Source organism: Marnyiella aurantia, from assembly GCF_014041915.1.
Lineage (GTDB): Bacteria > Bacteroidota > Bacteroidia > Flavobacteriales > Weeksellaceae > Marnyiella > Marnyiella aurantia.
Genome location: NZ_CP059472.1, coordinates 1,906,022 through 1,931,372, shown reverse-complemented (window position 1 = coordinate 1,931,372; position 25,351 = coordinate 1,906,022). Strand labels below are relative to the sequence as shown.

19 protein-coding genes and 2 tRNA genes are annotated in these 25,351 nt (G+C 41.0%); 6 read left to right on the top strand and 15 right to left on the bottom strand.

Features of this window, described 5'->3' with window-relative positions:
* Positions 1-2 precede the first annotated feature (2 nt).
* Positions 3-233: a ferredoxin gene (locus H1R16_RS08885; protein WP_181886934.1), complete on the bottom strand. Its 231-nt coding sequence runs from the start codon at positions 231-233 to the stop codon at positions 3-5.
* A 33-nt stretch (positions 234-266) separates the two neighbouring features.
* The gene (locus H1R16_RS08880) at positions 267-1,511 is read right to left on the bottom strand and encodes a peptidase U32 family protein (RefSeq protein WP_181886935.1); all 1,245 of its coding nucleotides are present in this window, start codon (positions 1,509-1,511) and stop codon (positions 267-269) included.
* A 227-nt stretch (positions 1,512-1,738) separates the two neighbouring features.
* On the opposite strand from H1R16_RS08880, the gene H1R16_RS08875 reads away from it, so the two are divergent.
* Complete coding sequence (locus H1R16_RS08875) at positions 1,739-3,256, top strand: trypsin-like peptidase domain-containing protein (RefSeq protein ID WP_181886936.1); 1,518 nt, start codon at positions 1,739-1,741, stop codon at positions 3,254-3,256.
* A gap of 73 nt (positions 3,257-3,329) precedes the next feature.
* On the opposite strand, the gene H1R16_RS08870 is transcribed toward H1R16_RS08875, so the two are convergent.
* The 3 genes from H1R16_RS08870 to H1R16_RS08860 form a co-directional block, all read right to left on the bottom strand.
* The gene (locus H1R16_RS08870; protein ID WP_181886937.1) at positions 3,330-3,776 is read right to left on the bottom strand and encodes a hypothetical protein; all 447 of its coding nucleotides are present in this window, start codon (positions 3,774-3,776) and stop codon (positions 3,330-3,332) included.
* Complete coding sequence (locus H1R16_RS08865) at positions 3,776-4,156, bottom strand: RidA family protein (protein ID WP_181886938.1); 381 nt, start codon at positions 4,154-4,156, stop codon at positions 3,776-3,778. The genes H1R16_RS08870 and H1R16_RS08865 overlap by 1 nt, the downstream gene beginning before the upstream one ends.
* A 120-nt stretch (positions 4,157-4,276) precedes the next feature.
* Positions 4,277-6,652 carry a putative LPS assembly protein LptD gene (locus H1R16_RS08860; RefSeq protein ID WP_228451086.1) on the bottom strand — a complete coding sequence of 792 codons (2,376 nt, stop codon included), beginning with the start codon at positions 6,650-6,652 and terminating at the stop codon, positions 4,277-4,279.
* 261 nt (positions 6,653-6,913) lie between these two features.
* Here H1R16_RS08860 and H1R16_RS08855 point away from each other — a divergent pair, with 261 nt between their 5' ends.
* The 5 genes from H1R16_RS08855 to H1R16_RS08835 all read left to right on the top strand — a co-directional run bounded on the left by H1R16_RS08855 (position 6,914) and on the right by H1R16_RS08835 (position 9,237).
* Complete coding sequence (locus tag H1R16_RS08855) at positions 6,914-8,197, top strand: N-acetylmuramoyl-L-alanine amidase family protein (protein WP_181886939.1); 1,284 nt, start codon at positions 6,914-6,916, stop codon at positions 8,195-8,197.
* A 59-nt stretch (positions 8,198-8,256) separates the two neighbouring features.
* Positions 8,257-8,328: transfer RNA gene (locus tag H1R16_RS08850), tRNA-Glu, on the top strand.
* An 89-nt stretch (positions 8,329-8,417) separates the two neighbouring features.
* The gene (rpsT, locus tag H1R16_RS08845) at positions 8,418-8,672 is read left to right on the top strand and encodes a 30S ribosomal protein S20 (protein WP_181886940.1); all 255 of its coding nucleotides are present in this window, start codon (positions 8,418-8,420) and stop codon (positions 8,670-8,672) included.
* 13 nt (positions 8,673-8,685) lie between these two features.
* A tRNA-Glu gene (locus H1R16_RS08840) sits at positions 8,686-8,760 on the top strand.
* Positions 8,761-8,826: 66 nt separating this feature from the next.
* Positions 8,827-9,237 (top strand): type II 3-dehydroquinate dehydratase, encoded by a 411-nt coding sequence (locus H1R16_RS08835; RefSeq protein ID WP_181886941.1) that lies wholly within the window; start codon positions 8,827-8,829, stop codon positions 9,235-9,237.
* Positions 9,238-9,290: 53 nt separating this feature from the next.
* On the opposite strand, the gene pckA is transcribed toward H1R16_RS08835, so the two are convergent.
* The 10 genes from pckA to H1R16_RS08785 all read right to left on the bottom strand — a co-directional run bounded on the left by pckA (position 9,291) and on the right by H1R16_RS08785 (position 25,292).
* A complete protein-coding gene (gene pckA / locus H1R16_RS08830; protein ID WP_181886942.1) occupies positions 9,291-10,895 on the bottom strand; it encodes a phosphoenolpyruvate carboxykinase (ATP) in 1,605 nt (534 codons plus the stop codon).
* Between the two features lie 112 nt (positions 10,896-11,007).
* The gene (locus H1R16_RS08825) at positions 11,008-11,919 is read right to left on the bottom strand and encodes a GYDIA family GHMP kinase (RefSeq protein WP_181886943.1); all 912 of its coding nucleotides are present in this window, start codon (positions 11,917-11,919) and stop codon (positions 11,008-11,010) included.
* A 6-nt stretch (positions 11,920-11,925) separates the two neighbouring features.
* Positions 11,926-12,792, bottom strand: coding sequence for an ACP S-malonyltransferase (gene fabD, locus H1R16_RS08820; RefSeq protein ID WP_181886944.1), 867 nt, complete (start codon positions 12,790-12,792; stop codon positions 11,926-11,928).
* Between the two features lie 93 nt (positions 12,793-12,885).
* Complete coding sequence (locus tag H1R16_RS08815) at positions 12,886-14,547, bottom strand: LysM peptidoglycan-binding domain-containing protein (protein ID WP_181887369.1); 1,662 nt, start codon at positions 14,545-14,547, stop codon at positions 12,886-12,888.
* 43 nt (positions 14,548-14,590) lie between these two features.
* Positions 14,591-16,174 carry a bacillithiol biosynthesis cysteine-adding enzyme BshC gene (gene bshC / locus H1R16_RS08810; RefSeq protein ID WP_181886945.1) on the bottom strand — a complete coding sequence of 528 codons (1,584 nt, stop codon included), beginning with the start codon at positions 16,172-16,174 and terminating at the stop codon, positions 14,591-14,593.
* Between the two features lie 9 nt (positions 16,175-16,183).
* The gene (locus tag H1R16_RS08805) at positions 16,184-18,115 is read right to left on the bottom strand and encodes a putative porin (RefSeq protein ID WP_181886946.1); all 1,932 of its coding nucleotides are present in this window, start codon (positions 18,113-18,115) and stop codon (positions 16,184-16,186) included.
* 149 nt (positions 18,116-18,264) lie between these two features.
* Positions 18,265-19,065, bottom strand: coding sequence for a hypothetical protein (locus tag H1R16_RS08800; protein WP_181886947.1), 801 nt, complete (start codon positions 19,063-19,065; stop codon positions 18,265-18,267).
* An 18-nt stretch (positions 19,066-19,083) separates the two neighbouring features.
* Positions 19,084-20,493 carry a RagB/SusD family nutrient uptake outer membrane protein gene (locus H1R16_RS08795; protein ID WP_181886948.1) on the bottom strand — a complete coding sequence of 470 codons (1,410 nt, stop codon included), beginning with the start codon at positions 20,491-20,493 and terminating at the stop codon, positions 19,084-19,086.
* Between the two features lie 20 nt (positions 20,494-20,513).
* Positions 20,514-23,273: a SusC/RagA family TonB-linked outer membrane protein gene (locus H1R16_RS08790; RefSeq protein ID WP_181886949.1), complete on the bottom strand. Its 2,760-nt coding sequence runs from the start codon at positions 23,271-23,273 to the stop codon at positions 20,514-20,516.
* A 105-nt stretch (positions 23,274-23,378) separates the two neighbouring features.
* Complete coding sequence (locus H1R16_RS08785; RefSeq protein WP_181886950.1) at positions 23,379-25,292, bottom strand: S8 family serine peptidase; 1,914 nt, start codon at positions 25,290-25,292, stop codon at positions 23,379-23,381.
* Between the last annotated feature and the right edge of the window lie 59 nt (positions 25,293-25,351).

Sequence of the window (25,351 nt, the reverse complement as noted above, 5' to 3'; positions counted from 1 at the left end):
CTCTAAGTTATTTTCACAGAAATAATATTCACCGGACATGCACGTGCGGCCTTATCGCAAGGTTCATAAGCTTCCGCAGACGGAGTTTTCAAGGTGAAAAAACCTTTTTTATCGGCCGATTTTAACAAAACTGATTTGCCGTCCTTTCGCGACATCCGGAAAAAATCGGGCGCAAATTCAGCACAGTAGTTACAACCAATACATTTATCGCGCTGCAGCGTTACTATAACCATATATAAATTGTGGATTGGCGTGAAAAGTACTGTTTAGGACTGCACAATTTTATACAGTTTATCACTTGGCCTTACTCTGAAATCTGTTTTAAACGTAATGACATCCGATTTCGTGGCCTTGTTTGCTTCCGGCCTTGCATCTACCTGCATAGCCTCCAGAACCATTTCCTGAGATCCCGTAGTAGGACCCTGGATAAGTACTGTATCGCCTACATTTACGTCATAAGCTTCAATCAGGAATTCAGCAATACTGGACTTTGTATAGAAATGTCTACCCTTTCCAACATACACTTTTTTCTGGGTAGCGCTGGATCCGGAATTCGAAGACCATTCGCCAAGTTCCTGACCCAGGTAATATCCACTCCAGAAGCCACGGTTATAAACGGTCTCAAGTTGCTTCATCCATTCTTCCACTTTTTCCTGAGTAAAAGTACCATCGGCAACAGCATCAATAGCCTCGCGGTAACATTTGGTCACGGTAGCAACATATTCAGGTGCTCTGCCACGGCCTTCTATCTTAAGAACCTGAACACCGGCATCCACAATATCGTTCAGAAATCCAATAGTACACAGGTCCTTTGGCGACATCATATATTCGTTATCCAGTTCAATCTCGAACCCTGTTTCCTGATCTGTCACCGTGTATTTTTTACGGCAGTTCTGCTTGCATGCTCCGCGGTTTGCAGAGGAATTGGCAGAATGGAGACTTAGGTAACATTTACCCGAAACCGCCATACAAAGCGCACCATGGCCAAAGATTTCTACTTCTACTAAATTACCGGAAGGACCTCTTACGTCATCCTTCACTATCTGGTCGCAGATTTTTTTGATTTGTGTAATACTTAACTCACGGCTCATCACCATCGTATCTGCAAACAGCGCATAGAATTTAACTGTTTCAATATTAGTAATATTGATCTGTGTGGAGATATGAACTTCAAATCCGATTTGACGGGCGTAAGAAATTACCGCCTGATCCATTGCGATTACCGCTGTAAGTCCTGCAGACTTTGCGGTATCGAGCAAAGTTTTTATAATTGAAAGGTCGTGGTCGTATATAATCGTATTAAGTGTAAGGTAGCTGCGTACCCCTTTTTCGCCGCATCTCCTAGCTATCTCAGGCAAATCTTCCAAGGTAAAGTTCATGGAAGCCCTGGCCCGCATATTAAGCTGCTCTACTCCAAAGTAAACAGAATCTGCTCCATTGTCGAGAGCCGCCTGCAGGGCAGTGAAATCACCGGCAGGTGACATTAGTTCTATTTTACCGCTTTTTGTCATTTTTTGAATAAATTTTTGCAAAGATAAGTTATTTAAAAATGGGTGTAGATGCCAAAATGACAGAATGTTAGAGTCGGATTCCCGGTCCGTTTACATAACATTCCTTAAAAATCATTAAATTTGACACGGAGTCGTTAATTTTTAGTTAAAGATGAAACAAGTTTAAATATTCGCCTACACATATAGCATCATATTTGTTTAAATGAGAAAGACAATAACAAGATACTATGAAGAATATATTTAAGAAATTATTACCGTATGCCGTAGTAGGTGTAGTTTCCGGCGCTACAACATTCGGAGCAATCAATTATATCAAGAACGACGCAGCAGTAGTTGATACCGGTTATTTCTCTAGCGCAAAATCTGACGTAAGTTTCGCGGGATTTAACCAGGCCGCTTTAGGTGAAGACTTTGTAAAAGCTGCCAAAACGACAGTTCCGGCAGTGGTTACAATTAAGAACTACTCTAACAGATCGGCAGGACGCAGCAGTGAGCAGGACATTTTTGATTACTTTTTTCGCCAGCCTGACAGAAACCCGCGCAGCCAGCAGAAACCAGACAATATTCCATCTGGTATGGGATCAGGGGTAATTATATCACCGGACGGATACATTATCTCCAATAACCACGTAGTAGCGGGTGCAAATAAACTGGAGGTGGTTCTCAGCAACAAGAAAAGTTACATTGCTACCCTGGTAGGTACGGACCCTAACACCGACATTTCATTGCTTAAGGTTGAAGAGAAAGGTCTACCCTATCTAAATTTCGCCAATTCTGATAATGTGGAAGTGGGTCAGTGGGTTTTGGCAGTTGGTAATCCACTTGGACTGAACTCTACTGTGACAGCGGGAATCATTTCAGCGAAAGGACGTGGAATCGGAATTTTGGGAGGTCAGGGCAAAGCAAGCAATCCAATAGAAAGTTTTATACAGACGGATGCGGCTATTAACCCCGGAAACTCAGGTGGAGCTCTTGTAAATCCTAATGGCGATCTTATTGGAATTAACTCCGCTATATCTTCCACAAACGGATACTATCAGGGATACGGTTTTGCAGTACCTTCAAACTTAGCTAGAAAAATTGTTGAAGACATAAAGAAGTATGGCCTGGTGCAGCGCGGTTTTCTTGGTGTAAATTCACTTGATCTATCCAACGACCAGCAGGTGGCGCAATATAACCAGCAATTTAAAACCAATCTTAAGACGGGCAACGGTATTTACGTAACTGAAGTAACGGCGAACAGCGGTGCCGAAGATGCCGGATTACGAAAGGCTGACGTTATTACCAAAGTGGACAATACTGCTATTTCTGATTTTGCTGATCTTACGCTTGCGGTGGGAAGTAAAAGACCCGGAGATGCTGTTAATATTACTTACCAGCGAAATGGACGGGAGATGGTATCTCGTGTCGTACTAAAGGATCAGCGTGGAAATACTTCTGTCAGAACCAGGGCGGACCTGACTGTAAGCGAAAAGATAGGCGCTGATTTCGCCCCGCTAAGTGACAGGTTTAAGACTGATTATGGACTTAACAGCGGTGTAGTAACTAAAAATGTACAGGAAGGCGGCGAAATGGCCAAGATTGGAATTGTAGATAACTATATCGTGATTGAGGTGAACGGTAAACCAGTGAACTCTCAGAAAGATGTTGAAAACCTGCTCAAGAACCACCGTGGCAATGTACAGATCAAATTTGTTGATGAATATGGCCGAATTTACACTAAAGGTTTTGTAATGCCCAATTAAATAAGAAAAAACCAATATCAATAAATGCGCAGCGCCCCGGTTTCACCGGGGCGCTGCGCATTTATTGCTTATATTAACGTTGTGCCGCTTCATTTAACCGCCGTTTTTTTCTTTCGTAAATCACTTCTACAATCTTACCACCGATCCAGGAAAAGGGAAAAAAAGTAAGAAAAATACAGATTTTATAGAAAGTTGGGTGGTAAGGGAAAATAATGATATCCAACATGGCCAGAAAAAGCAAAACAAAGCCAATCAATATCGCGTACGCTACTTTGCCATATTTAACTATAATCGCGGTTGCAACGCCACCAATTACAGAACCTACGCCGGTGAAAAGAAGCAGGAATCCGAAAAAGCGGTTATCATGCTCCACTGATTTCAGGAAGGTTTCCCAATGTTCAAAAGGTGCAAAATCTTCAAAAGTAATCCAGCCCGGGTTCGTTCTGATGCCCAGAGTGATGACTAACAGTGCTACAGTTAGACCGATAAGAACCGCAAAAGTATTTCGCAGAAAATTCATTAATCCTGATGTGCGATCATAGAGATCTCGATGTCTACATTTTTCGGGAGGCAGGATACCTGAACCGTTTCACGCGCCGGATAACTGTCTGCATCCAGATAAGAAGCATAGATTTCGTTCATTACAGCAAAATCATCCATATTCTTTAAAAAGATAGATGCTTTTACCACGTTTGTAAAAGTCATTCCTGCCTCTTCAAGAATGGCTTTCAGATTCTTCATCACCTGATGCGTCTCCTTCTCAATCCCTTCCACCAAATTTCCTGTGCCCGGATCAACCGGAATCTGACCGGAAATATACAGCACGCCACCGGCTAAATTTGCCTGTGCGTAAGGGCCTATTGCTGCTGGAGCATTTGTTGTGGTGATTACTTTTTTCATAGATTTTTGATTTCTGCAAATATAAAATATATATTGGGAACAGTCAACCGAAGCGCGTGGGAATACAGGTGAGATTTGGCAGTCTTAGTCACCTATGGCTGCCATAAGGATAGGTCTAAGTTAGAAAGGCGCATTGGGCTGGGTAAAACTTCTGTCCTTATACTTCAGCGCATCCTGAAGAATATTGGCCTTAATCCCGATAAAGAAATCATACACTTTATACTGCCCGAAAGGCACCCAGTTAAAATTGATGGTGAAACTGCGCTGGTCGCGGGAAAACCCCACTCTTGTATAAGCAAGTTCCTGTGTCATGAAATCGTAGTGCGTACTCCCGTTGATATTCCAGTAAGGTGTAAGCTGTATACTGCCGTCCACGCCCACCGATGCAACTGTGTTTCCAAACAGGCTTCCCCCGCGGTTGTAACCATAATTGGCATTTATATTTAAAGTCCAGGGCTGGTGGAAACGGGCATAATTATCATCATCAAAATAATAGTTTTCATTTCGGATCTCCCCTTTTGTACTGTACTTTTTATCCAATTCTTCCTTTTCACCAAAGATCAGATCACTTAACGGATAAGAAAGTTGCAGGTTGAAACCCTGAATATTGAACCGTCCGAAATTCTCAGTACGAACCACCCGGTTTTCCGCAGGTACAAAAACATTTTCGTAAGGATCGATAACCAAATTACTGTTAAGACTGAGTTTACTGTCGAAAAAAGAAGATTGACCATTCACGGTAAACACTGACCATTTATTGTTTTCTGCTGCCAGGTTATACCCTCCCGCAATATTCAGAGCTTCAAAAATTTTGATCTTTTTTGTTCCTGTTGAATCGTTTTTACTCCGCACCTTCATCTCAATATTATTTCCGATGCTGAAATTGACTGCCCCTTCCATACCACTGGAAGGTGAACCAACTATTCCGCGTTCAAAAATGGAATAGGGAATGTTGGAACCGGCAGCATCGTAATAACTGCTGAAGTATCCAAATCCGGGAGTACCAAAATCGGGACGGTAGCTGAAGCCAATACTTGGCATCACCATATGCCTGATGCCCTGAATGGCAGATCCCGCCTTAAATATTTTGGTACCATAAAGGGTAGTCTGCAAACTGGCATTGGTGCTAAATACGGAGTAACCTCCAATTTTGTTATTAAAGTTATCTTCTACCGTATTGGTAATAGGATTATAGGTTTTTCGCAATGTCTTGGTCGTGAGCGCATTATCTATATTAGCACCCAGCGAAAAGGTGAAATATCTGGCGATATTGGTATTTGTTCCCAGCGTTATATTATTTCTAAGACCAGTTTGCATCTTATCCCACATTGCCTCGGTAAACATTTCACCCTCTCCGGTATTGGCAAAATTGGTAAAATTCAGTCCTGTATTTACCGTGATGTTCTCCAGAAGACCTTCCCTAACACCCGTGCGTGGTTTAAAAAGATAAAACTGATTTACTGCAACATTTATTTGTGGTAAACGCAGATCAGCCAGTCCTGATGAAAAATTCTGAGAATAGGAAGCCGTTCCTGTAATCGTTACAGGTAATGTAAGAAAACGCTTGGTTACACTCACTGTTGAATTCTGTTGAGTGTTCAGTACATTCTGGTTGAAAATATAATTATTGTTAATGGTGTTATTGTAGAACTTTGAACTTACAAGATCTACGGACGCACTGAAATTAAGCAACGGATTTGCTTTGGTATCCTGCGAATGACGCCACGAAATCCTGTAGGTGTTCACTTTGCTGTAGTCGTCCAGACCTTTAATACCGCGGACTGTGGAACCAATGTCGGCTGCAAAGTTTCCGTTGTACCGGTACATCTTTACATAATTAGTTTCGGGTCTGATGTTCCAACTACCTTTAGTGTAAAAGTCTACCATAACTTTCACGTCAAAATGTTCACCAATAGGCTGGTAATAACCGAAACTGTTCAGGAAAAAACCAACATCCTGACGTTCACCAAAACTGGGAATTAGAATACCTGCAGATCTTTTGTCGGAAAACGGAAGAATTGCGAAAGGAAGAATAAGTGGTGTAGGCACTTGCTCAATGTACATCTGTATGGGGCCAGTGACCACCTGCGAATTTTCTTTACCTTTTATCAGTTTAATAGTAGGTGCTAAAAGGTGATAATCGGCTGCGGTATCTTTCTTCTTCAGAAAATATTCATCTGTTGTAAAGAGTCCGCGACGCATAAAAAAGACCGAGTCGTTATACTTCTTTGTTTTTTGTGCTACAATTACACCTTCACTTTCTTCCGTACGCGCATTATAGGCCAGTGCCTGCCGTGTTTTATAATTGTACTGAAAGTCATTGTATTCATATGACTTTCCTGCCTGGGTTGCTATTGCGGGCTTGATGATCCGGCCGGTGCTGTCTACCTCGCCACGTGCGTATATTTCATTTTTGCGCCAATCTATCCGGATATAATCTGCATCGATCTGCATATCCTGATATTTTACCTGAGCATTTTTGTTCAGGTAAGTCATTTTATGCTGGAAATCGTTCCGCTCGCTGTCCGCTTTAGTTTTCACTATATCAGACAGTTGTTCGCTCTGCAGGCGTACGGTATCCGCAGGTGTAACAGAACTAGTAATTACCTTATTTTCAGCAGTATTCTGAGCATTGAGTGGTGCTAAAAAACTGTTAAAAATTAGGATAATTAAAATATGTAATATATTTTTGGAGGCTATTTTGATACCGGTGCTTTTAATATTTGCGAGCAAAATTATAATAAATTTTAAGAATTGATGATGATAACAAACTTTTGTTTTAAAAAATATTTTTTACCTCTTTTCTTACTAATTTTCACCGCAGGTACCGCCCAGAAGAAGTTTACGATTGTTCTGGATGCCGGACACGGTGACCACGATGTGGGAGCTACGCGATCCTACGAATTTGGAACTCCGCGTGAGAAAGACATTACCCTTGGCATCGTACTTAAACTGGGACGGATGCTGGAGGACAATAAAGCTTTCCGTGTAATCTATACACGCAAGACAGATGTGTACCCATCTTTAACCGAGCGTACCAATCTGGCAAACCGCAGCAAGGCAGATCTTTTTGTTTCAGTGCACGTAAATTCATCACCCGCAAAAAGTGCTACTGCCCGGGGAACGGAAACCTTCGTACAGGGGCCAAACCAGAACCGGGAAAATCTGGAAGTTGCAAAAAAAGAAAACGACGTTATCTATCTTGATGCCAAAGACCGCGAAGTTTTTGCAACCTACGACCCTACATCACCGGAATCATTGATCGCACTGAAGATTCAGCAGAGCAAATATCTGGAGCGCAGCCTATTTATTGGCAGTTTTGTAGAAGAAAACTTTGAAAAAGGCGGCCGTTACTCCCGTGGTGTAAAACAGGCTAACCTGCATATCCTCAGGATGAGTGCCATGCCTTCGGTTTTAATAGAGACCGGGTTTGTAAACAATTATGACGACGCTTATTTTCTTTACAGCGAAGAAGGGCAGAAAAAAACCGCAACGCAGATTTACGATGCGATTATACGTTATTCGCGTAAAGTAAACGGACCGGAAGCAGTGCAGGCACCAAAAAAAGAGGAGAAAAAAGAAGTTCCACTTAAAAACGATTTCAGAATCCTCCTTATGAGCAGCCCCATTAAGTACAACTACGGCGATCCTGCTTTTAAAGGTCTTAACTATATACTGGCCCTCAAGGAAAACGGCCTGTACAAATATTACTACAGTGTATCCAATCTTGCCAGTGTGCGGGATGCTAACCTGAAAACGGCGCGAGACGCCGGATTCAGAACGGCTTCGCCTGTGGGCTTTATACCGGGTCAGTCCCTGCGTACAGGTTATTATACTTTGGAAGTATTTGTTGGCAAGGATAAACTTCCGTCGGATTCCTATATTATAAAGAACCTGAAAGATTTGAAGCGCGAAAAGCTAAACGGTATGTTCTACTACACGTACGGTAATGTAAAAACTCTGGAGGAAGCAGTTACACTTCAGAAATCTTTGGAGGACAAAGGAATTAAAAATTCCGTAATCCAAAAAGCAGCAAAATAAACCTGAAAATATTTTTTGAGACCAAAATTAAAGCTTATTTTTGCAGTCCGAAATTCACCGGCCTATTCGTCTAGTGGTTAGGACTCAAGATTTTCATTCTTGCAACAGGGGTTCGATTCCCCTATAGGCTACAAAAGCAATTTTTTTAATTTTTTTTTAAAATAAATTTGCGGGATTAAAATTAAACTATATCTTTGCACCCACAATTGAGAGACAAATAATGGCAAATCATAAATCAGCTTTAAAGAGAATCAGACAGAACGTAGCAAAAAGACTGCGTAACAAGTATTACCACAAAACTGCAAGAACAGCTTTGAAGGCATTGAGAAATGAAGAGGATAAAACTGTAGCGTCTGAACAGCTTCCAAAAGTGATCGCTTTAGTAGATAAATTGGCTAAGAGAAACATTATCCATAAGAATAAAGCCTCTAATCTTAAGAGTAAACTTACAAAACACGTTAACAAGTTAGCGTAATTATAAACAGGCTGGCCCGTTCGTCTATCGGTTAGGACCTCAGATTTTCATTCTGGTAAGAGGGGTTCGATTCCCCTACGGGCTACCAAGTAACTTCCGAAATTTTTTCGGAAGTTTTTTTATGTTTAAATTTGAGCGACTAATCATTTTGAATATGAATATACTGATTGTAAACGGACCCAACCTCAATCTGCTTGGCACCCGCGAACCTGAGATTTATGGTACAGTTACAATGGTGGAAGAGCTTGCGGACCTTTCGGCTGAATTTATCAACAATACTATCCTGTATTACCAATCCAACGCAGAGGGCGATCTAATAGACAGATTACAGGCCTCAGATTATGATGCCCTCGTGATCAATCCGGGCGCTTATACGCACTATTCGTACGCATTGGCAGACTGCCTGAAAAACGTTTCAGTCCCAAAGGTGGAGGTTCACATCTCCAACATCTATAAACGGGAGGAATTCCGCCAGAAATCGGTTACAGCGGCTCATACAGACGGCATTATAAGCGGCTTCGGATTGAACGGATACCGGCTGGCTATCTTAAGCCTGAATCTTTAAGCACAAAAAATCCCCAAATAAATTTGGGGATTTTTCAATTCGATAACTGACGCTTACAGTTGAGGTCCTGAAGGGATTAACTTCCTGGCTTCGTCGGAATCGCAGTACTGTTCAAAATTCTTAATATATCTTGCCGCAAGGTCTCTCGCTTTGGCTTCCCAATCTGAGGCATTTTCATACGTGTCGCGTGGATCCAGGATACCTTCTGATACATTTGGTAATGCAGTCGGGATTTCCAGGTTCATTACCGGGATGGTTGCCTTCTCTGCACGGTCAATAGAGCCGTCAATAATGGCATCAATGATTGCACGGGTATCTTTCAGGGAAATTCTTTTTCCGGTACCGTTCCAACCAGTGTTCACTAAATATGCTTTAGCACCATGCTCCTTCATCTTACCGATAAGTGTTTTGGAGTACATAGTTGGGTGCAGGGTAAGGAATGCCTCACCAAACGCAGGTGAAAAAGATGGTTCCGGTGCGGTAATTCCTCTCTCTGTACCGGCAAGCTTCGATGTGTAGCCGCAAAGGAAGTGATACTGGGCCTGATCTTCTGTTAGGATAGAAACTGGAGGCAATACCCCGAAAGCATCAGCAGAAAGATATACAATCTTACTTGCATGACCTGCCTTGGAAGGAAGTACAATTTTGTTAATATGATAAATAGGGTAAGATACACGAGTGTTCTCGGTTATTGAACCATCTGTATAGTCAATTTTTCCGTTCTCGTCCACTACCACATTCTCCAGCAGTGCATCTCTCTTGATGGCTCTGTAGATGTCCGGTTCTTTCTCTTCGGAAAGGTCTATCACTTTTGCATAACATCCACCTTCAAAGTTGAAGACACCATTGTTATCCCAACCATGCTCATCATCACCGATCAGATAACGTTTCGGATCCGCAGAAAGAGTTGTTTTACCTGTACCTGAAAGACCGAAAAACAGAGCTACATCACCATCTTCGCCTACGTTTGCAGAGCAGTGCATAGATGCCATACCTTTAAGCGGAAGGAAATAGTTCATCATTGCAAACATTCCTTTCTTCATTTCGCCACCGTACCAGGTACCACCAATGATCTGCATTTTTTCTGTAAGGTTGAACATCACGAAGTTTTCGGAGTTCAGCCCCTGTTCCTGCCAGTTTGGATTGGTAGTCTTGGAACCGTTAATCACCATGAAGTCCGGAGTTCCAAAGTTTTCAAGTTCATGATTAGAAGGACGGATGAACATATTGGTCACAAAATGTGCCTGCCATGCCACTTCCATAATGAATCTCACCTTTAGGCGGGTATCGGGGTTTGTGCCACAAAACGCATCAACAACATAAATCTTCTCGGATTTGGACAGCTGATCCATCACTAATGATTTACAGCTTGCAAAAATTTCCGGACTTGTAGGCAGGTTTACTTTGCCGTCCCAATAAATGGTATCACGCGTTTCATCGTCTTCCACGATATAGCGGTCCTTTGGGGAACGACCTGTGAAAATACCGGTCTGTACTGCCATAGCACCGGACTCAGTTAGGGCGCCTTTTTCAAATCCCTCATTCTTTGCTGAATTCTCAGCCTGAAAAAGTTCTTCGTAAGACGGATTGTACACCACTTCCTGATAACCTGTAATTCCCAGATCATCCAGCTGCTGAATAATTTTGATGTGTTTCATGCTAGAAATAGATTTTTTTTCGAATTGAATGGGCCAAATTTAAGCAAATTTACTAAGCTATACATGTTAAAACAAAATGATATTGGTCACCAATGAATTAGATAATGCCAACTTATGGCGACAGTATCAACTGATCCCAGGTAAATACATGCTGATACCCACGCTGAGCAAAATAAGATTTGAAATCGCCATGGCTTGAAGCCAGTACAAAGTCACCGCCCCAGGCACCCAGGCTTTTAACAGTCCCGCCATAATCGGCAAAAAAGCGGTCTTTAATTTTAGGCAAGCCGATGAATTCGGAAACTAAGTTTTCATGCTCTTCCATTAAATGCAGGAACCCAGGAAGGTTGGTACTGTTATAGACTTCTGCGGTGAGCTCGGAAAAACGGTTAATCAGGTCCGCCGACTTCTCCTTACTTCTGTACAACTGGATTCCGGCGCGGCTGTCCTGCTTTCGGTTGATGTGTACAAAGAGCAGATCATCCTTAAACATTGGAGAGTAGTGAACTGGTTTCACATTAAGCTCCGGTGCATTCTGAAAAAGTATCGCCCGCTTCTCCCGTGCAACAGCAATATCATAACCACTGCCGTGCAGCAGGACCGTGTTCAGAAGGTAAGGATCACTATCCGACCACTGGGCGATATTGTTTATTAATGTAGAACTGCTTCCCAAGCCGAAATCAGCCGGAAACTGAAGGTTAGTTTTAAGATGGTACGATGCCGAGCCCTGAAACCTGGTTCCGGAATGCTGCTGAACAGTTTTTAAGAGACGGAGCACAAACTCGGCAGACTGTGGCAAATTCGTATCAAGGATTGTCCATGTTTTATAATTCAGTCTAACACTAAGCCAGGGTTCTCCCTGATGCAGAGCCTCCCAAAATACTGTGGATTGCGCGTCATCCTTCTCCTCAAAAAAAAACTCCTGACCTGGCGTTGTAGGAACAGCCAGAGCAAGAGCTCCGTCCAGGACAAAGTATTCTGATGTCAGCAATAATTTTCCCGGCGAAAATATTCTGCCCGTCATAAGCAGTTATGAAAATACGACTTCGGAGTTTATCTTTTTAATCAGTCCCTGCAGTGTTTTACCGGGACCAACTTCTACAAATTTTGTAGCGCCGTCCTTAATCATATTCTGAACGCTTTGTGTCCATTTCACTGGTCCGGTAAGTTGTGCGATCAGGTTATTTTTTATTTCTTCCGGATCAGAAACAGCCGTGGTAGTTATGTTCTGATATATAGGAATAGTGGAATTACGGAACTTAGTGCTGGAAATAGCTGTTGCCAGACGGTCCTGTGCAGACTGCATCAATGGCGAATGAAAAGCACCGTTTACCGGAAGTATCAGTGCCCGTTTTGCACCTGCTTCTTTCATTTTTTCACATGCTTCTTCCACAGCATCAGTCTCACCCGAAATAACAAGCTGACCGGGACAATTATAATTGGCAGGAACCACAACGCCATTTACTGAAGCGCAGATTTCCTCTACTTTACTGTCGTCCAGGCCTAAGATTGCCGCCATTGAACTTGGATGCGCATCACATGCTTCCTGCATAGCCTTTGCACGTTCATGTACCAGTTTCAAGCCATCCTGAAACGACAGAACACCATTTGCCACCAAAGCGGAAAATTCGCCAAGTGAATGACCAGCCACCATTTCGGTACCGAGAGCATCAGTAGCTTTAAGCGCAGCCAGTGAATGAATAAATATGGCAGGTTGCGTAATTTCAGTTTTTCTAAGATCCTCTTCAGCACCGCTGAACATCAGGGACAATATATCAAATCCAAGGACATCATTGGCAGATTCCATCAGGTCTTTAATGTCTTTCCGGGAATCGTAAAGTTCTTTTCCCATGCCAACAAACTGTGAACCTTGCCCAGGAAATACAAGTGCTTTCATCTAATTTTATTAGTAATTATAACGGCAAATTTACACAAAATAAACGGCATTGAAATTACATTTCAATGCCGCCTTTTTTAATACATATTTAATTTAGGGTACCAGACGGACTACGCGATAGCCAGTATTCACGTACGCTCCGTTTCTCTGAACCCGCTCAAATTCAAACTTTGTTGCCAATTGTATTTGTGTTTTACCCATCTGACTGAAAATTTCGCCACGGCTGTTCTCGCGACTTAACATATCATTCATAACATCGAAACCGATAATTGAGTATTTACCGGGTGTCTTGCAGTATTTCTGGTTAAATTCTGAAAGAATTTCTTTTTCGAAAGCGCCTTCAGTGTTGATTGTCCTGTCCATAATATAGACTAATCCGGCTTGAGTAAGTTCGTCTGCTTTCTTTTCGAAGGTTGGTACGTAATACATAGAAAAAGCTTTTATGCCCTGTACTTCCTTGGACATTGAAATCATCCTTTCTGCAAACGACTCACCGGTGTTATCATTATTGCTGGCCAAAATTGCGATTACGGGTACGCTCTGCCCTGTCATCATATTTGTATCAGCTTTAATTTCTGATGGGGAACTTACAATCTGTATATTAGGGTTTTTCAACGTCTTCATCAGAGCGGAGCGGATATTATTCGCATGTGCCCCGTCAACGTCTGCAACAACAAATATTTTCTGGTCAGAATAAACAGTCTTGACTTCCTGAACAATTCGGTCTGCATAGGTCTGTTCGTTGGTTTCAACAATAATCAGATTACTGAATCCATAAAGATCTTCCGAGTTTGCAAAGGGAGCTACGACAGGAATTTTACTGTCTTTTACGTATTCCAATACTTCCAGAATACTTGATTTGAAAAGTGGTCCCACTATTAAATCAGTATTATCCCGGTTGATCTGTGTAAGCGAGTTCTTGAAAGTAGCCTCACTACCTGCATCCACGACCTTTATATTAAGTTTTTGTCCGCGTCGTGCATTCCTTTCAACAGCGAGTTTTGCTCCGGACAGAAAATCCATGGACATACTTCTGTATTTGCTGTCGCCGGATTCATAACCAAACGGAAGCATGACAACAACATTCAACTCATCGCCGGACTTTTTCACATACGCTTTATCGGCTGGTTTAATCTTAAGCACCATACCTGTTTTTAGACCTTTGGAAAGATCAGCGTTTAAGCGGATGAGATCATCCAGAGTTACAGCAAATTTATTCACAATACCAAAAGTGGTGTCTCCTGACTGAACAGTATAGGTTACAAAATTGTCTGTTGAAATGCCGCTGGAAGTATAGTTGTTTGCGGGAGCATCCTTAATTACAGAACTGTTACGGTTTCCCGCAACACTTACTGCGGCAGAACCAGAGTAGCGCGAAATGCTGGAAGCAGGAAGTGCAAGACGGTCGCCAACTTTAAGGTTAGACTCCAGTCCGGGATTAAGTTTCTTAATTTCTGACTCTGAAACTTTATACTGTTTTAGAATCCCGTACAACGTTTGTCCAGGCTCCACAGTGATGTAGCCTACCGTTGTGGAACTTGGCATCCCAGAACCGGTTTTAACGGTAACAACCTCGCCTATTTTAAGATTGCCACTTTTGGAATCCGGATTTAATCTGAAAAATTCATCCAGCGAAATTCCATATTTCTTTGAAATATTGTAGGCATTGTCACCTTTAGAAACGGTGTGCGTTTTCTTTTGCGCCGATACTCCGCTGAACAACAGTAAAACGGACATTATGAATATTTTCTTCATCATCTTTAGTACAAGTATTCTTTACAAAATTACGGCTTTAGGATTAATCTACCATAACCACCAAACTGGCCTGGGTAACTTCCATTTCCTCTAAACAAGATTTGAGCCAAGCGCTGCCTCCGAAAGAGTAAAACACACTGAAATTATAAACCCGCTCCTGCCATTTATTTCCGGGATGTACTTCTTTATACAGTGCCTGTAACGCCGCAACCCGTTCATACTGTTTCACTTTTTCAGCACGTAAAAGCCTTTTTTGCATTCGCCGGTAGGACTTCAGCTGACGCGTTTCTTCTGCAGCGACAAGGTTACCAAACGTTTTATCGGTCCTTGAAGCCAGGACACGAATAGACTGAAATGCAGCTGCTACCTCCCCCGCTTTATCCTTAAGCAAATTCCGGATTTCATTGTTTTCCAGCAGCTTACTATTGATAACCGAACCATAATCACCAAAGAAGTCGTCAATTTGCAGTTGATTTTTGTCCACTTTCTGAAGTGTCTTATTTGTGATATTCAAAAAAGAGTTCCTCGGGATGAGTACCGGAAAAGGAATATTTCTATCCTTGAAATAATCTGTAAGCTCCAGCCAGTACATGATTTCGGCATTTCCGCCGATATAAGCCACGTTGGGCAGAACAGTTTCCTGGTAGACAGGTCTCATTAGAGCATTAGGACTGAATTTCTCCGGGTGCTCCGTGAGTTCCCTGTGAAGTTCTTGCGACGTGAATGTTCGTTCACTGTCTGCCAAAACATAACTGTCACCCAGCTTGTCAATCCTGTTCCTCGAAGCTGACAGGTAAAAAAGGTTGATTTCGCGCGGGTTAACCTGGACCTTTCCGTAACGTTCGGTTAAGAATTGCACCTGTTTGCTTACACTATGTGAAAGTGCTGAGATATTTAACTCCTCTGAGAAAGCTGGAATCATCAGATTTTTTAACCGCGCATCATCACCATCAAGAATAAGCAGTCCGTATTCCGCAAATATCCGGTCCACTAAAGTCCGTGTTGCGGCAGCTAACGTAGTGCCTGGTTTGTAAGCCTCTTTAAGCATCAGGATTAGTTCGGTACCAAAAACAGAATCCTGAAATTCCTTCTCAAAACGGCTTATGAACGAAACATTATCAAGTATAATACGCCCAACGGCACCACCGGACCCAGACTGTATCTCATATCTATGCTGCTCCGTATTAAAAAAACAGATTTCGTCAAAATCATGATCCTCCGTTGCCATCCAGAAAACGGGAACAAAATTATACTCCGGAAATTCCGAAGTTAGATACTGAGCAGTCTTTATGGTTTGAAGGATTTTATAAATAAAGAAAACGGGTCCCGTAAACAGGTTTAACTGATGCCCTGTAGTAATGGTGAACGTGTTACTTTCGCGTAGCGACTTTAAATTAAATATTTGCTTACTGCTATGTGGTTCGGCCATCTGATCAGAAAGCACCTCACAAAGTATCTCTCGGGTTTCGGTGGAATAATGCCGGCCTCTGGAAGCAATTTTTGTTTTGAAATTCTGCTGAGAGAAAAGGTGCTCTTCTGTACCAGGAAGATCAGATTTCAGAAAATCCGTGATAAGATCCGGAATCCCCTTAAGCTCCACGAAAGGTATTTTCTTATGTAATTTCAAAACAGGTTATTAACTTATTATATACCAAACGATTCCTATATTCAGGCGAAAATCGTAGAATGGATAATGAGGCGCTGTATATACTTTATTATTATCAATCAAAGTATTAAGGTGCTGTCCTTCGATGAAAAAGAACATTCGTTTTACTTTAAGATTAAAGTAAGCATCAACAACCGGGATACCTCCTATATCATACGCTGCTGTGCCGGGCAACACAAACTCATTAAGGATTGGAGAATATTCACGCGAACTGAACTTTGTGAAAAACTGAGCTTTGATTCCCGTCTGGATTTCGGCCGCATTCTTAAAGGCCTTACTTTGGAAATACAGATTTGCACGTCCAATGAAGTTGGGAGCGGGAAACAGATCACCGTTGGATAGGGTATTCTGGAAAAGCAGTCTTGAATTCAGATTAAATTTGCCATAGCGAAAAGTTGCATCGCCGCCGATTTGCGAAATGTTTACCGGGCTATCACTTTGCTGCGGTCTGGTACCATTGAGATAGGTAAAGTTATCAATCCTGAAATAGTTTACAAAAAGCTGAGTATCGAACCACTTCAGGTTCACATTACCTCCGATCTCCAGGATACTCTGGTTTTTAAAATCGTCCTCAAAATAATTATAGGCTCTGTACGGTGAGGTATTAAGATGATAATTAAAACTTGGTGTAGCCGACTGAAAATTCACTTTAGCATTAACAAAATAACCCTGTACCGGCTCCAACCTAAATTGGTTACGTGATTGAATATAACTACCGAATCTTTCACCTCTGGAAAATTCAAGAAATGAATTGAGCCCTATCCTGTCCCATAGCTCAACAGAAAGATTACCTACAGCACCAATCCGGTTTTCCCTGATTTCTGCAGGAACAGTGATATTAGCTATGTTCAGGGATTCTGTAACACCCAGTTGCATCATTTGATGTCTGAGACCCGCGTCCACTTTAAAACTTTCATTATCGAAAACCAAGCTAACGGTATTACTGAAATTTTTTGAGAACTTCCCCGTGGTTAATGGAAAATCAGGAACCAAGCTGGCTGTTGTCTGATAGAAGTATGGTTGCAGAGCTTCCTGTGCAAACCGGTACTTATTTCCCTGGTGAAATAAGGTATGGCGAATCTTAAACGGATACTTTGCCGGGTCAAAAGGTGCAAACTGGTGACTGAAATAATATCTTCTTGCAGAAAACTGAGAGGTTACACCTTCCAGATTGACTTCTACATTAGCACGGTTATCATAAGCATCGTCATCAGCCATGAAAAGTTCATTATTGGCAATACCTCCGTTCTCCTGGTTATTTATATTCTGATGAATAAAATGAGCGAAGGCTTCATATTTAAGATTAGTTGAAATGTAATGACCGGAAAAGAGTGTATTGTTGTTTGCCGCAAGTGAGTTACTATAGAGCCCCTGAGAACGCAATCCCATATACTCCAGCGCGAAGTTGAAGTTCTTGCCAATATTCTGTGTGTAGGTGGAGTTAAGCGCTGCCCCATTCCTGACCGCATTATGGTAAATAAATGTTGTAGTCGGTGTCTTAACATCATAATAACGGATGTCCTTTATACCCAAAAATCCAAACGACTTGTTCTCTGGCAGAAGGGTTAGGTTCTGCTCGGGATTAACTTCGTAGACCAACGGGTTAAAGCCCGAGCCGATATTGGCGAACTGTATCCTGCCGAAATTATCACGGTTATTCCACTGCGTGAAAGCAAATGTTTTCTCATTAGAGAGTACTGTATCTATAACCTTCCGTTCGGAAAACTGGGTAAAGGATATATAATCCTGAATTGTCGGTTTGAAAATTTTGAGAGAATCACGCACACCCGAGTCTATGACAAGGGAGTCCGGCTGTTTCACCATATTGCTGTCGGTCTTGTTCACGATTTGTGAAGCATACAGATTGGAGAACAGTACCGCCAGAAAAAATAAATATCTCATCAATGAAATTGTTGGAACAAAAATAAGAAAATAAAGGAAACAAAAAACTCCGGACAATGTGCGGATAATAATTGCTCAGTTATCTACATACAAAAAAACCACCTCAAAGATTGAGGTGGTTAATTAAAGAATATAACGGGTGATACTTTTTACATCCCTGTAAATAAATCCGTTACGTTACCAAAAGTACCAGCAGTAACGAAATAGTTTGCTCTTAAGGTAAGAATTCTGTTACAAGCATCAAACTTTGATGGAGTTCCATCAGTTGCCATTTTAATAGAGATCATACCGTCGGCACCATTAATGAACCCTGTTTGTTGTGGCTCAAACGTTACGTTACCTGAAGCATCATAAGAAAGAACAATGTCAAAACCGGTCTCAATATAATCCTTAAGGATAAGTGTATTAGGTGTTGGACCTTCAACTATTTCTTGTGGCCATGTTCCTGTAAACAATCCCGGATCAGCAAGGAAGAATCCACCTCCCAGGAACGAATCTACAGTACATTGTAATTTCCAGCTTAGCGTTAAGACTTGATCAAAATCTGCAAACTTCATTGTGGAGGACTGAAGAGTAAAAACGGCAGTTTTATTAACTCCAATAGCAGGTTCCAACAAACGGATACTAAACGTACCCCCAACTTCACCATCAACCAGACCATCAGTTCCTTGCTGGATAATGAAGTCTACACCTTCCACTGCAGTGGATTTAGAAGCGTCAAACACCAAATTCACCGTGTGAGACCCAGTTACAGCTTCAATTGTACCATAGGAAAGTTTGATATCTTTATAATCCGTATCAATCAATACAGACTCGTCAATCAAGGTGCCTTTGTTAAAGTTAAGCATTGCATCACCTTTGTAGTAGAACATATCATCGTCTACTTCCGAGCAGGATGTTATTCCAAATACAAGGAATAAAGAAAAAATAATATATGATAAATTTTTCATTTTAATTTGTTTTACTTATTAATAACCAGGGTTCTGTTGCATATTCGGATTAGCCTGAACTTCAGCAGTTGGAATTGGGTACGTATATCTGTTAATATCAGTCAATGATGGAACTGGATTCAGGATATAAATATCAGCACCAACTCTGGTAATTGTACGACCATTTCTCTTCAGATCAAAAAGTCTTGAACCTTCCCATGCAAATTCTTTCCATCTCTCCTCTAAAATTTTATCAACCGCATCTGTTGCGCTTGTAAATGGAGCCGAAGTTCCTGCATTTCTAGCAACTCTCACTAACTGATAGGAAGCGAAAGAAGCTGCTAAATCTGGTGCCGCTTTCCTGGCGTAGGCCTCTGCTTTTACCAAATGCATATCTGCAACCCTGAACAATTTCACATTGTTTATACCATAGTTACCAGCAGTCCCTGGATACTTATTTACAATGAACGAACCAAGGTTAGCTGGAGTTCCCCCGAAATATCTGGTTCTTCTAAAATCTGCAGGAGCAAATTTACTGTACAATGTAACACTTGGGTGCCAATAAATTAAACCGCCGGAAGCTAGAGCAGTAGTTGTAAACAAGGCACCTGGAGCTGCCGAAGCTGAACCCGGTAAATTTGCCTGATACATATAAAGTTCATCTCTGTTCGCATCAGTCCACATTGCCTGAACAGTCCCTAAAGTACTTGCTAATGCACTGTTAATTGCAAGCGCTTGATTGGCGTAGTTAATCGCAGAATCAAAATCGCCCATTTCAAGAGCTATATAAGCCTGCATTGCTCTTAAGGCACCCTGATTAAATCTAAACTTATTGTCAGCGGTGGTAACGGGAAGCAGAGGATATGCGGCTGCGGCATCATCCATGATCGCTTGATAAGTTTCCTGCATTGTAGGCCTACTAGGCTGCGCGAAAATGTCATCACTTGTTACATAAGGAATTCCTAATGCGCTGGGGCTATATTTTGGAGAATAACTTCTAACCAAAATGAAATGATTAAATGCACGTAATGCTAGAGCTTCACCTCTTAGTTGATTTTTCAAAGCAACCTCTGCTGGAGTTGAAGTAGCGACATTGTCAAAATTTAATAAGAATTTATTTGCATTAGAGATTGATCCATATGCACCATACCATACACCTGAAAATTCAGCCTGACCGGAAGTAAAGGTCCACGAATGAACTTCTTTACCTTGTCCGTTATTCTGAGCGCCAAATTTTAACTCATCAGTTAACAGCGCCTGGGCATAGATATTTGCACTGGTCGGAATTGCGGAATAAGCACCTAATACTACCTTTTCAGCATTCTTTACCGTTTTAAAGACATTCTCTTCAATTACTCCGTCCGGATCAAGATTATCATCCATCAAATTACTGCAATTTGTGAAAAATAATGAAGCGGAACAGAGTACTAATAATTTTATTTTGTTCATCTTTTATTATATTAAATTGTTTAGAAATTTATTTTTGCACCAAATGTGATCGTCCTTGAGAATGGATATTCATACTGTGCAATGTTGTTACTATCATCTGGATCCAGACCTGTCCAGTTAGTCCAGGTATACAGGTTATTACCAATTACAAACAGATCAATACTGTTTATGAAGTCGCCCAGAATATTTCTAGAGATTTTATAGTTGATTCTAGCTTCCTGCAGTCTCAGGAAAGATGCGTCTTCAATATCTTTTGAGCTAAACTGTCTTGGATAAAGGTAGCTTTGTACATCAGTAACCTGTCCTGAGGCCGTCCACATGTCTAACATATTGGTTGACATATTGTACTGCGCAAAGTTAGGATTCTCAAGGAAATATGATTCGTTGTTGAACCTATAGTATTTATCTTTAAATCTAAAGTTTGCACTAACCGTAAGATTTTTATAAGCAATTTCGGTACCAAATCCTCCAACAATCTCTGGCTTAAAGGATCCCCAGTTAGCAGTTGCGTTAGCATCGGAATATACGTTTGTAAGGTTTCCATTCACATCATAATATAATGGCTGACCGTTACTAGCGTCTACACCAGCCCAACCTACCATGTAGTGTGAACCGATTGGAAGACCAACTCTAACAATAGAAGTACCTAGTTCGTATTCATTTACTTCACCAAGAGAAGTAACTTTGTTTTTGTTCTGCGCGAAGTTACCAAACAATGACCATCTGAAATCATCAGTTCTAACTACATCTGCACTCAACTGTACTTCGAAACCTTTGTTTTCCATCTCTCCTGCATTAAAGTTATCAATTGAGGAAAAGCCGGTAGTTCCGGAAAGTGTTTTACTTAGATATAGTTCAGAGGTCTTTCTAGCATAGTAATCGACTGAACCACTGATTCTGTTCTGCAAAAATCCAAAATCTAAACCTACACTTAATTCCTTACCAACTTCCCACTTAAAATTTGGGTTACCAGGATTGTTAGGATTTAATGTGGTAATATTGTTATAGGAACCTGTAAAATAATTTCTTGAAGTTTCATAAGGGCTAGCTGTTTCCGGATCTCTAGGATTACCAACTTCACCATAAGAAACTCTTGGCTTCAGGATATTGATGAATGTAAGCGGCTGCATGAATTCTTCTTTATTCAATTGCCATGCAAAACCAGCTCCCCAGAAGGTACCCCATTTAAAGTTATCACCAAAATCAGAAGCACTTTCTCTACGGATCGATGCATTAAAGCTGTACTTATCGTCAAATGAATAATTCAACAAACCAACATAAGCTAACCTATGATACTTAGTATATCCTCCAGAAAGTGATGGTAGGGTTCCACTGGAAACATTAATACCCGCTGGACTATTGATAAACAGATTATTCAGACCATATCCTGTATATCCAAATGACTTAATGAACTTACCAAAGTACTCATAAAGACCGGTAACAGTTAAGTCATGACGGTCCGCAAATGTATTGTTATAAGTAACCGAAGTATTGCTCAGGATTGAAGATACTTGCGAATTAGATCTGCCTAAAGCACCTGCATTACCTGGTGTAGTAATACCACCAAGGTAGGTATCAGGATTGGTAAATGACTCTGCATTTGTATTTCTGAAGTCTATACCCACAGTTTGCTTTGCGCTCAGGTTGTCTGTGAATCTATATGTTCCATTTAATCCACTTACCAATCTGAACTGATTAGTCTCACTAATTCTAGTATTCAGCGTCTGCAGAAAGTTCCCTCCAAGCAATCCAGCACCAGCATTGTATCCGCCACCTGGTAAAAATGGTAAATCACTTGGTGGAGCCAGATAAGCAACAGCGGCAGGGTTATTCAAGTTAATAGCTCCCTCAGAAGAAATATTATTCCTCATTCCATAGGTGAAACTATTGTTAAAATTCAAATCAAATTTCTCTGAAACCTTAGCACCCAAATTTACAGTTGCAGTGATTCTTTCCTGACCCGACCCGCGGATTGTCCCTTCCTGATTAAAATAGCCTATGTTACTGTAATAGGTAAATGCATCCGATCCACCTGATACTTCAAAATTATGCTGATTAAAAACTCCATCTTGATATACAAGCTTGCCCCAATCAGTATTTCTTCCAGCTAACAATTCAATATCTGCATCTGTGTAAGCAGTACCTGTATATGGATTTCCTAAACCAATAGATCTTCTGAACGTATTCCATTGTCTGGAATTCATGAGGTTAACTTTATCGTTTGCTCTGGTAGAAACACCGGTCTGACCTGTGTAGGTTACCAATGCTCTACTTCTGTTTCTACCTTTTTTAGTAGTGATTAATATTATACCTCCACCGCCTGAAGCTCCATACTGTGCAGCGGTACCATAATCTTTTACAACATCAAGAGACTGGAAACTATTAGGGTCCAATAATTGGAATGCCGATGCTGAAATTGGAATTCCATCAACAATGTACAGTGGAGCAACGGCTCCATTAATCGTTTGCGTTCCTCTGATATCAACCCTTAAACTCGCCGAACCAGGTGCTCCCGAACCAAATGAGATATCCACACCAGATAGTTTTCCAACTAAAGCCTGCTGCACAGTTGCACCAGGTGTGTTTTCAATATCATCAGATTTCACTGAGGTAATAGCTCCGGAAACTCTTTCTTTCTTTACTGTAGAATAACCTGTAGTCACCAAAACGATCTCCTCAATATCAGACACATTAGTTGTATCTACAACTTGTTGTGCTGAAACAGCATGTCCTACAAAAAAGAGAACACCTGCACTTAATACTCGTAACTTTACATTCATATTAACATTTTTAATATTTTACTATTTAATCCGACAAATATGTTAATTTAAATTAACATACACAAATTTAATTTTTAAGAATAAGTTCGCAATAAAAAGCTGTGTTTATGAGCTTTTAACGAAGCGATGTGAGATTTCGCGACCTTTAGTATCAATATAAATTAACATATAATTACCATTAACCAATTCGGAAACAGATATCTTTCCATTTCTTGTCGTCTGTTTGGACACTAACCTTCCTGCCATATCTAAAATAGTTACGGTAGCCTCTACAGAGTTACTATTATTTATATATAAGAAATCTTTTGCGGGATTAGGATAAAAATGAATTTGCTCATTGACATCTTGCATATCGTTCACATTTAATGTAGAAAGATTATTTGAGGAAGCTATGAGGGTGAAATTTTGATTTGCGGACAGAGTGCCTTTGTGCGTAACTGTAATAGTGTAAAGACCTGAAGGATTTTCAATATCGACACGTTCAAAGACATCTGTATCGTTGGTGGAGTTATTAGTTGGTGAATCATAGTAAGCCGCCATTCCCTGCAATTTCCATGGATAATAAACTGTACCCGCTGCATTTGTTACTTTGACATCCAAGTCATTTACCAGATATTTTGTGCTAGGATCAACTACTCCAGTATTATGACCGGAAAACGCAGGATCGGTCCAAGAAATTGACACCTTTAGAGGTTCGCTACCTGTTGCTGTAATAGTTTTTGTGTAAGTAGTCCCATTTCCCAAAGACAATTCTTCTATAACACTTCTGTTCGTAGGCAGATTTTTATCTCTAATTACTTTAGCAGCGCTTTCGGCATTAATAAGACCCCATCCAAATTGATAGTCGGGACCAGTGAAATCTCCAGCTTCATCAGCGGTGTGTAAAATAAGTCCTTTCGTAGTTGCAGATTTCATATACGACGCGTAAAGTTGATTATGATACTGTTGTAAGAGAGTTATTACACCAGTAACGCCAGGGGAAGCCATCGATGTTCCTGACATAAACCCGTAAGCAGTATCGTTGGTATCTAGGGTTGACCTAACATTAACACCTTTCATGGAAATTTCGGGCTTAATTCTTCCATCGTCGGAAGGGCCCCAACTGCTAAAACTGGACATTGGAACACTTGACGCTCCAGTATAATTTAAGACTTGCCCCACAGCCGCGACCGTAAGTGCATTTTTGGCATTCCCATGTCCAAAGATTAAGTCATATCCAGCTTTCGCCGCATTTTGAGTAGAACCTGGAGCAGTTGTTTCTCCGCGATCATTACCTGCAGAAACAACTGGCAAATAGTAGGGGTTATTAAATGTAATATTATCAATCTGTCTAGCGCGCGAATCATATGCTCCGTAAAACCAGATACTACCCAGCGAACCTATTCCATATGAATGGTTAGACATTAGTAAGCCATTTGCAGCTGCGGTAAGCATTTCGGATAAATCAGCAGTCCAATCATAAGAGTTAATCGAAGCGTTAAAAGCAACACCCCGTGCATTAGAAACAATTCCCTGTGCAGCAATTGTCCCTGCGACATGGGTAGCATGGTCGTCCTCAGTTCCACCATCCATTATCGTGACTTTGGAAGCCGAGTTAACCATAAATTCCTGATGAGAATTTCTGGCACTGCCCCCATCCCAGACACCGGCAATCATATTTTGACCCTGAATATTCAATCCTAAATTTCCACCATCATATAAACTGGTAGCTCTTGCAGTAGTTGCAGCTCCTGCATTGTGTGTTTTAGCGTAAATTAATTCGCCGTTTGGAAGGACATCCAGTATTTCAGTTTTATTCATTTTGGCATCTATGAATACTCTTTCAACATTAGGATTATTCTTAAGATAGGCTTCCACTCTGGCTTTTCTCGCAACTTCCTCCTCGTGCAACTGTTTTCCTAATACCGTATTAGCTTCTTTATTAGAGAATGAGGCAATTTTTTCTCTTTCTTCCTTTGTCTGAGAGAAAGAAAATAACGGAACCATTAACAAAAGCGTATATAAAGCTTTATTTTTCATTATTAAATTGTTATTTTATTGTAACTATACTTATACAGGGCGTAAATATACAAAAAAAA

Bases quoted from the DNA above. Each gene is read 5' to 3' on its own strand.
- H1R16_RS08835 (WP_181886941.1), top strand. From the start codon at position 8,827: ATGAATATACTGATTGTAAACGGACCCAACCTCAATCTGCTTGGCACC.
- H1R16_RS08825 (WP_181886943.1), bottom strand. From the start codon at position 11,919: ATGACGGGCAGAATATTTTCGCCGGGAAAATTATTGCTGACATCAGAA.
- rpsT (WP_181886940.1), top strand. From the start codon at position 8,418: ATGGCAAATCATAAATCAGCTTTAAAGAGAATCAGACAGAACGTAGCA.
- H1R16_RS08855 (WP_181886939.1), top strand. From the start codon at position 6,914: ATGATGATAACAAACTTTTGTTTTAAAAAATATTTTTTACCTCTTTTC.
- H1R16_RS08885 (WP_181886934.1), bottom strand. From the start codon at position 233: ATGGTTATAGTAACGCTGCAGCGCGATAAATGTATTGGTTGTAACTAC.
- pckA (WP_181886942.1), bottom strand. From the start codon at position 10,895: ATGAAACACATCAAAATTATTCAGCAGCTGGATGATCTGGGAATTACA.
- H1R16_RS08800 (WP_181886947.1), bottom strand. From the start codon at position 19,065: ATGAAAAATTTATCATATATTATTTTTTCTTTATTCCTTGTATTTGGA.
- H1R16_RS08860 (WP_228451086.1), bottom strand. From the start codon at position 6,652: ATGACTTACCTGAACAAAAATGCTCAGGTAAAATATCAGGATATGCAG.
- H1R16_RS08875 (WP_181886936.1), top strand. From the start codon at position 1,739: ATGAAGAATATATTTAAGAAATTATTACCGTATGCCGTAGTAGGTGTA.
- H1R16_RS08880 (WP_181886935.1), bottom strand. From the start codon at position 1,511: ATGACAAAAAGCGGTAAAATAGAACTAATGTCACCTGCCGGTGATTTC.
- H1R16_RS08795 (WP_181886948.1), bottom strand. From the start codon at position 20,493: ATGAACAAAATAAAATTATTAGTACTCTGTTCCGCTTCATTATTTTTC.
- H1R16_RS08865 (WP_181886938.1), bottom strand. From the start codon at position 4,156: ATGAAAAAAGTAATCACCACAACAAATGCTCCAGCAGCAATAGGCCCT.
- H1R16_RS08870 (WP_181886937.1), bottom strand. From the start codon at position 3,776: ATGAATTTTCTGCGAAATACTTTTGCGGTTCTTATCGGTCTAACTGTA.
- H1R16_RS08790 (WP_181886949.1), bottom strand. From the start codon at position 23,273: ATGAATGTAAAGTTACGAGTATTAAGTGCAGGTGTTCTCTTTTTTGTA.
- H1R16_RS08805 (WP_181886946.1), bottom strand. From the start codon at position 18,115: ATGAGATATTTATTTTTTCTGGCGGTACTGTTCTCCAATCTGTATGCT.
- H1R16_RS08815 (WP_181887369.1), bottom strand. From the start codon at position 14,547: ATGAAGAAAATATTCATAATGTCCGTTTTACTGTTGTTCAGCGGAGTA.
- fabD (WP_181886944.1), bottom strand. From the start codon at position 12,792: ATGAAAGCACTTGTATTTCCTGGGCAAGGTTCACAGTTTGTTGGCATG.
- H1R16_RS08785 (WP_181886950.1), bottom strand. From the start codon at position 25,292: ATGAAAAATAAAGCTTTATATACGCTTTTGTTAATGGTTCCGTTATTT.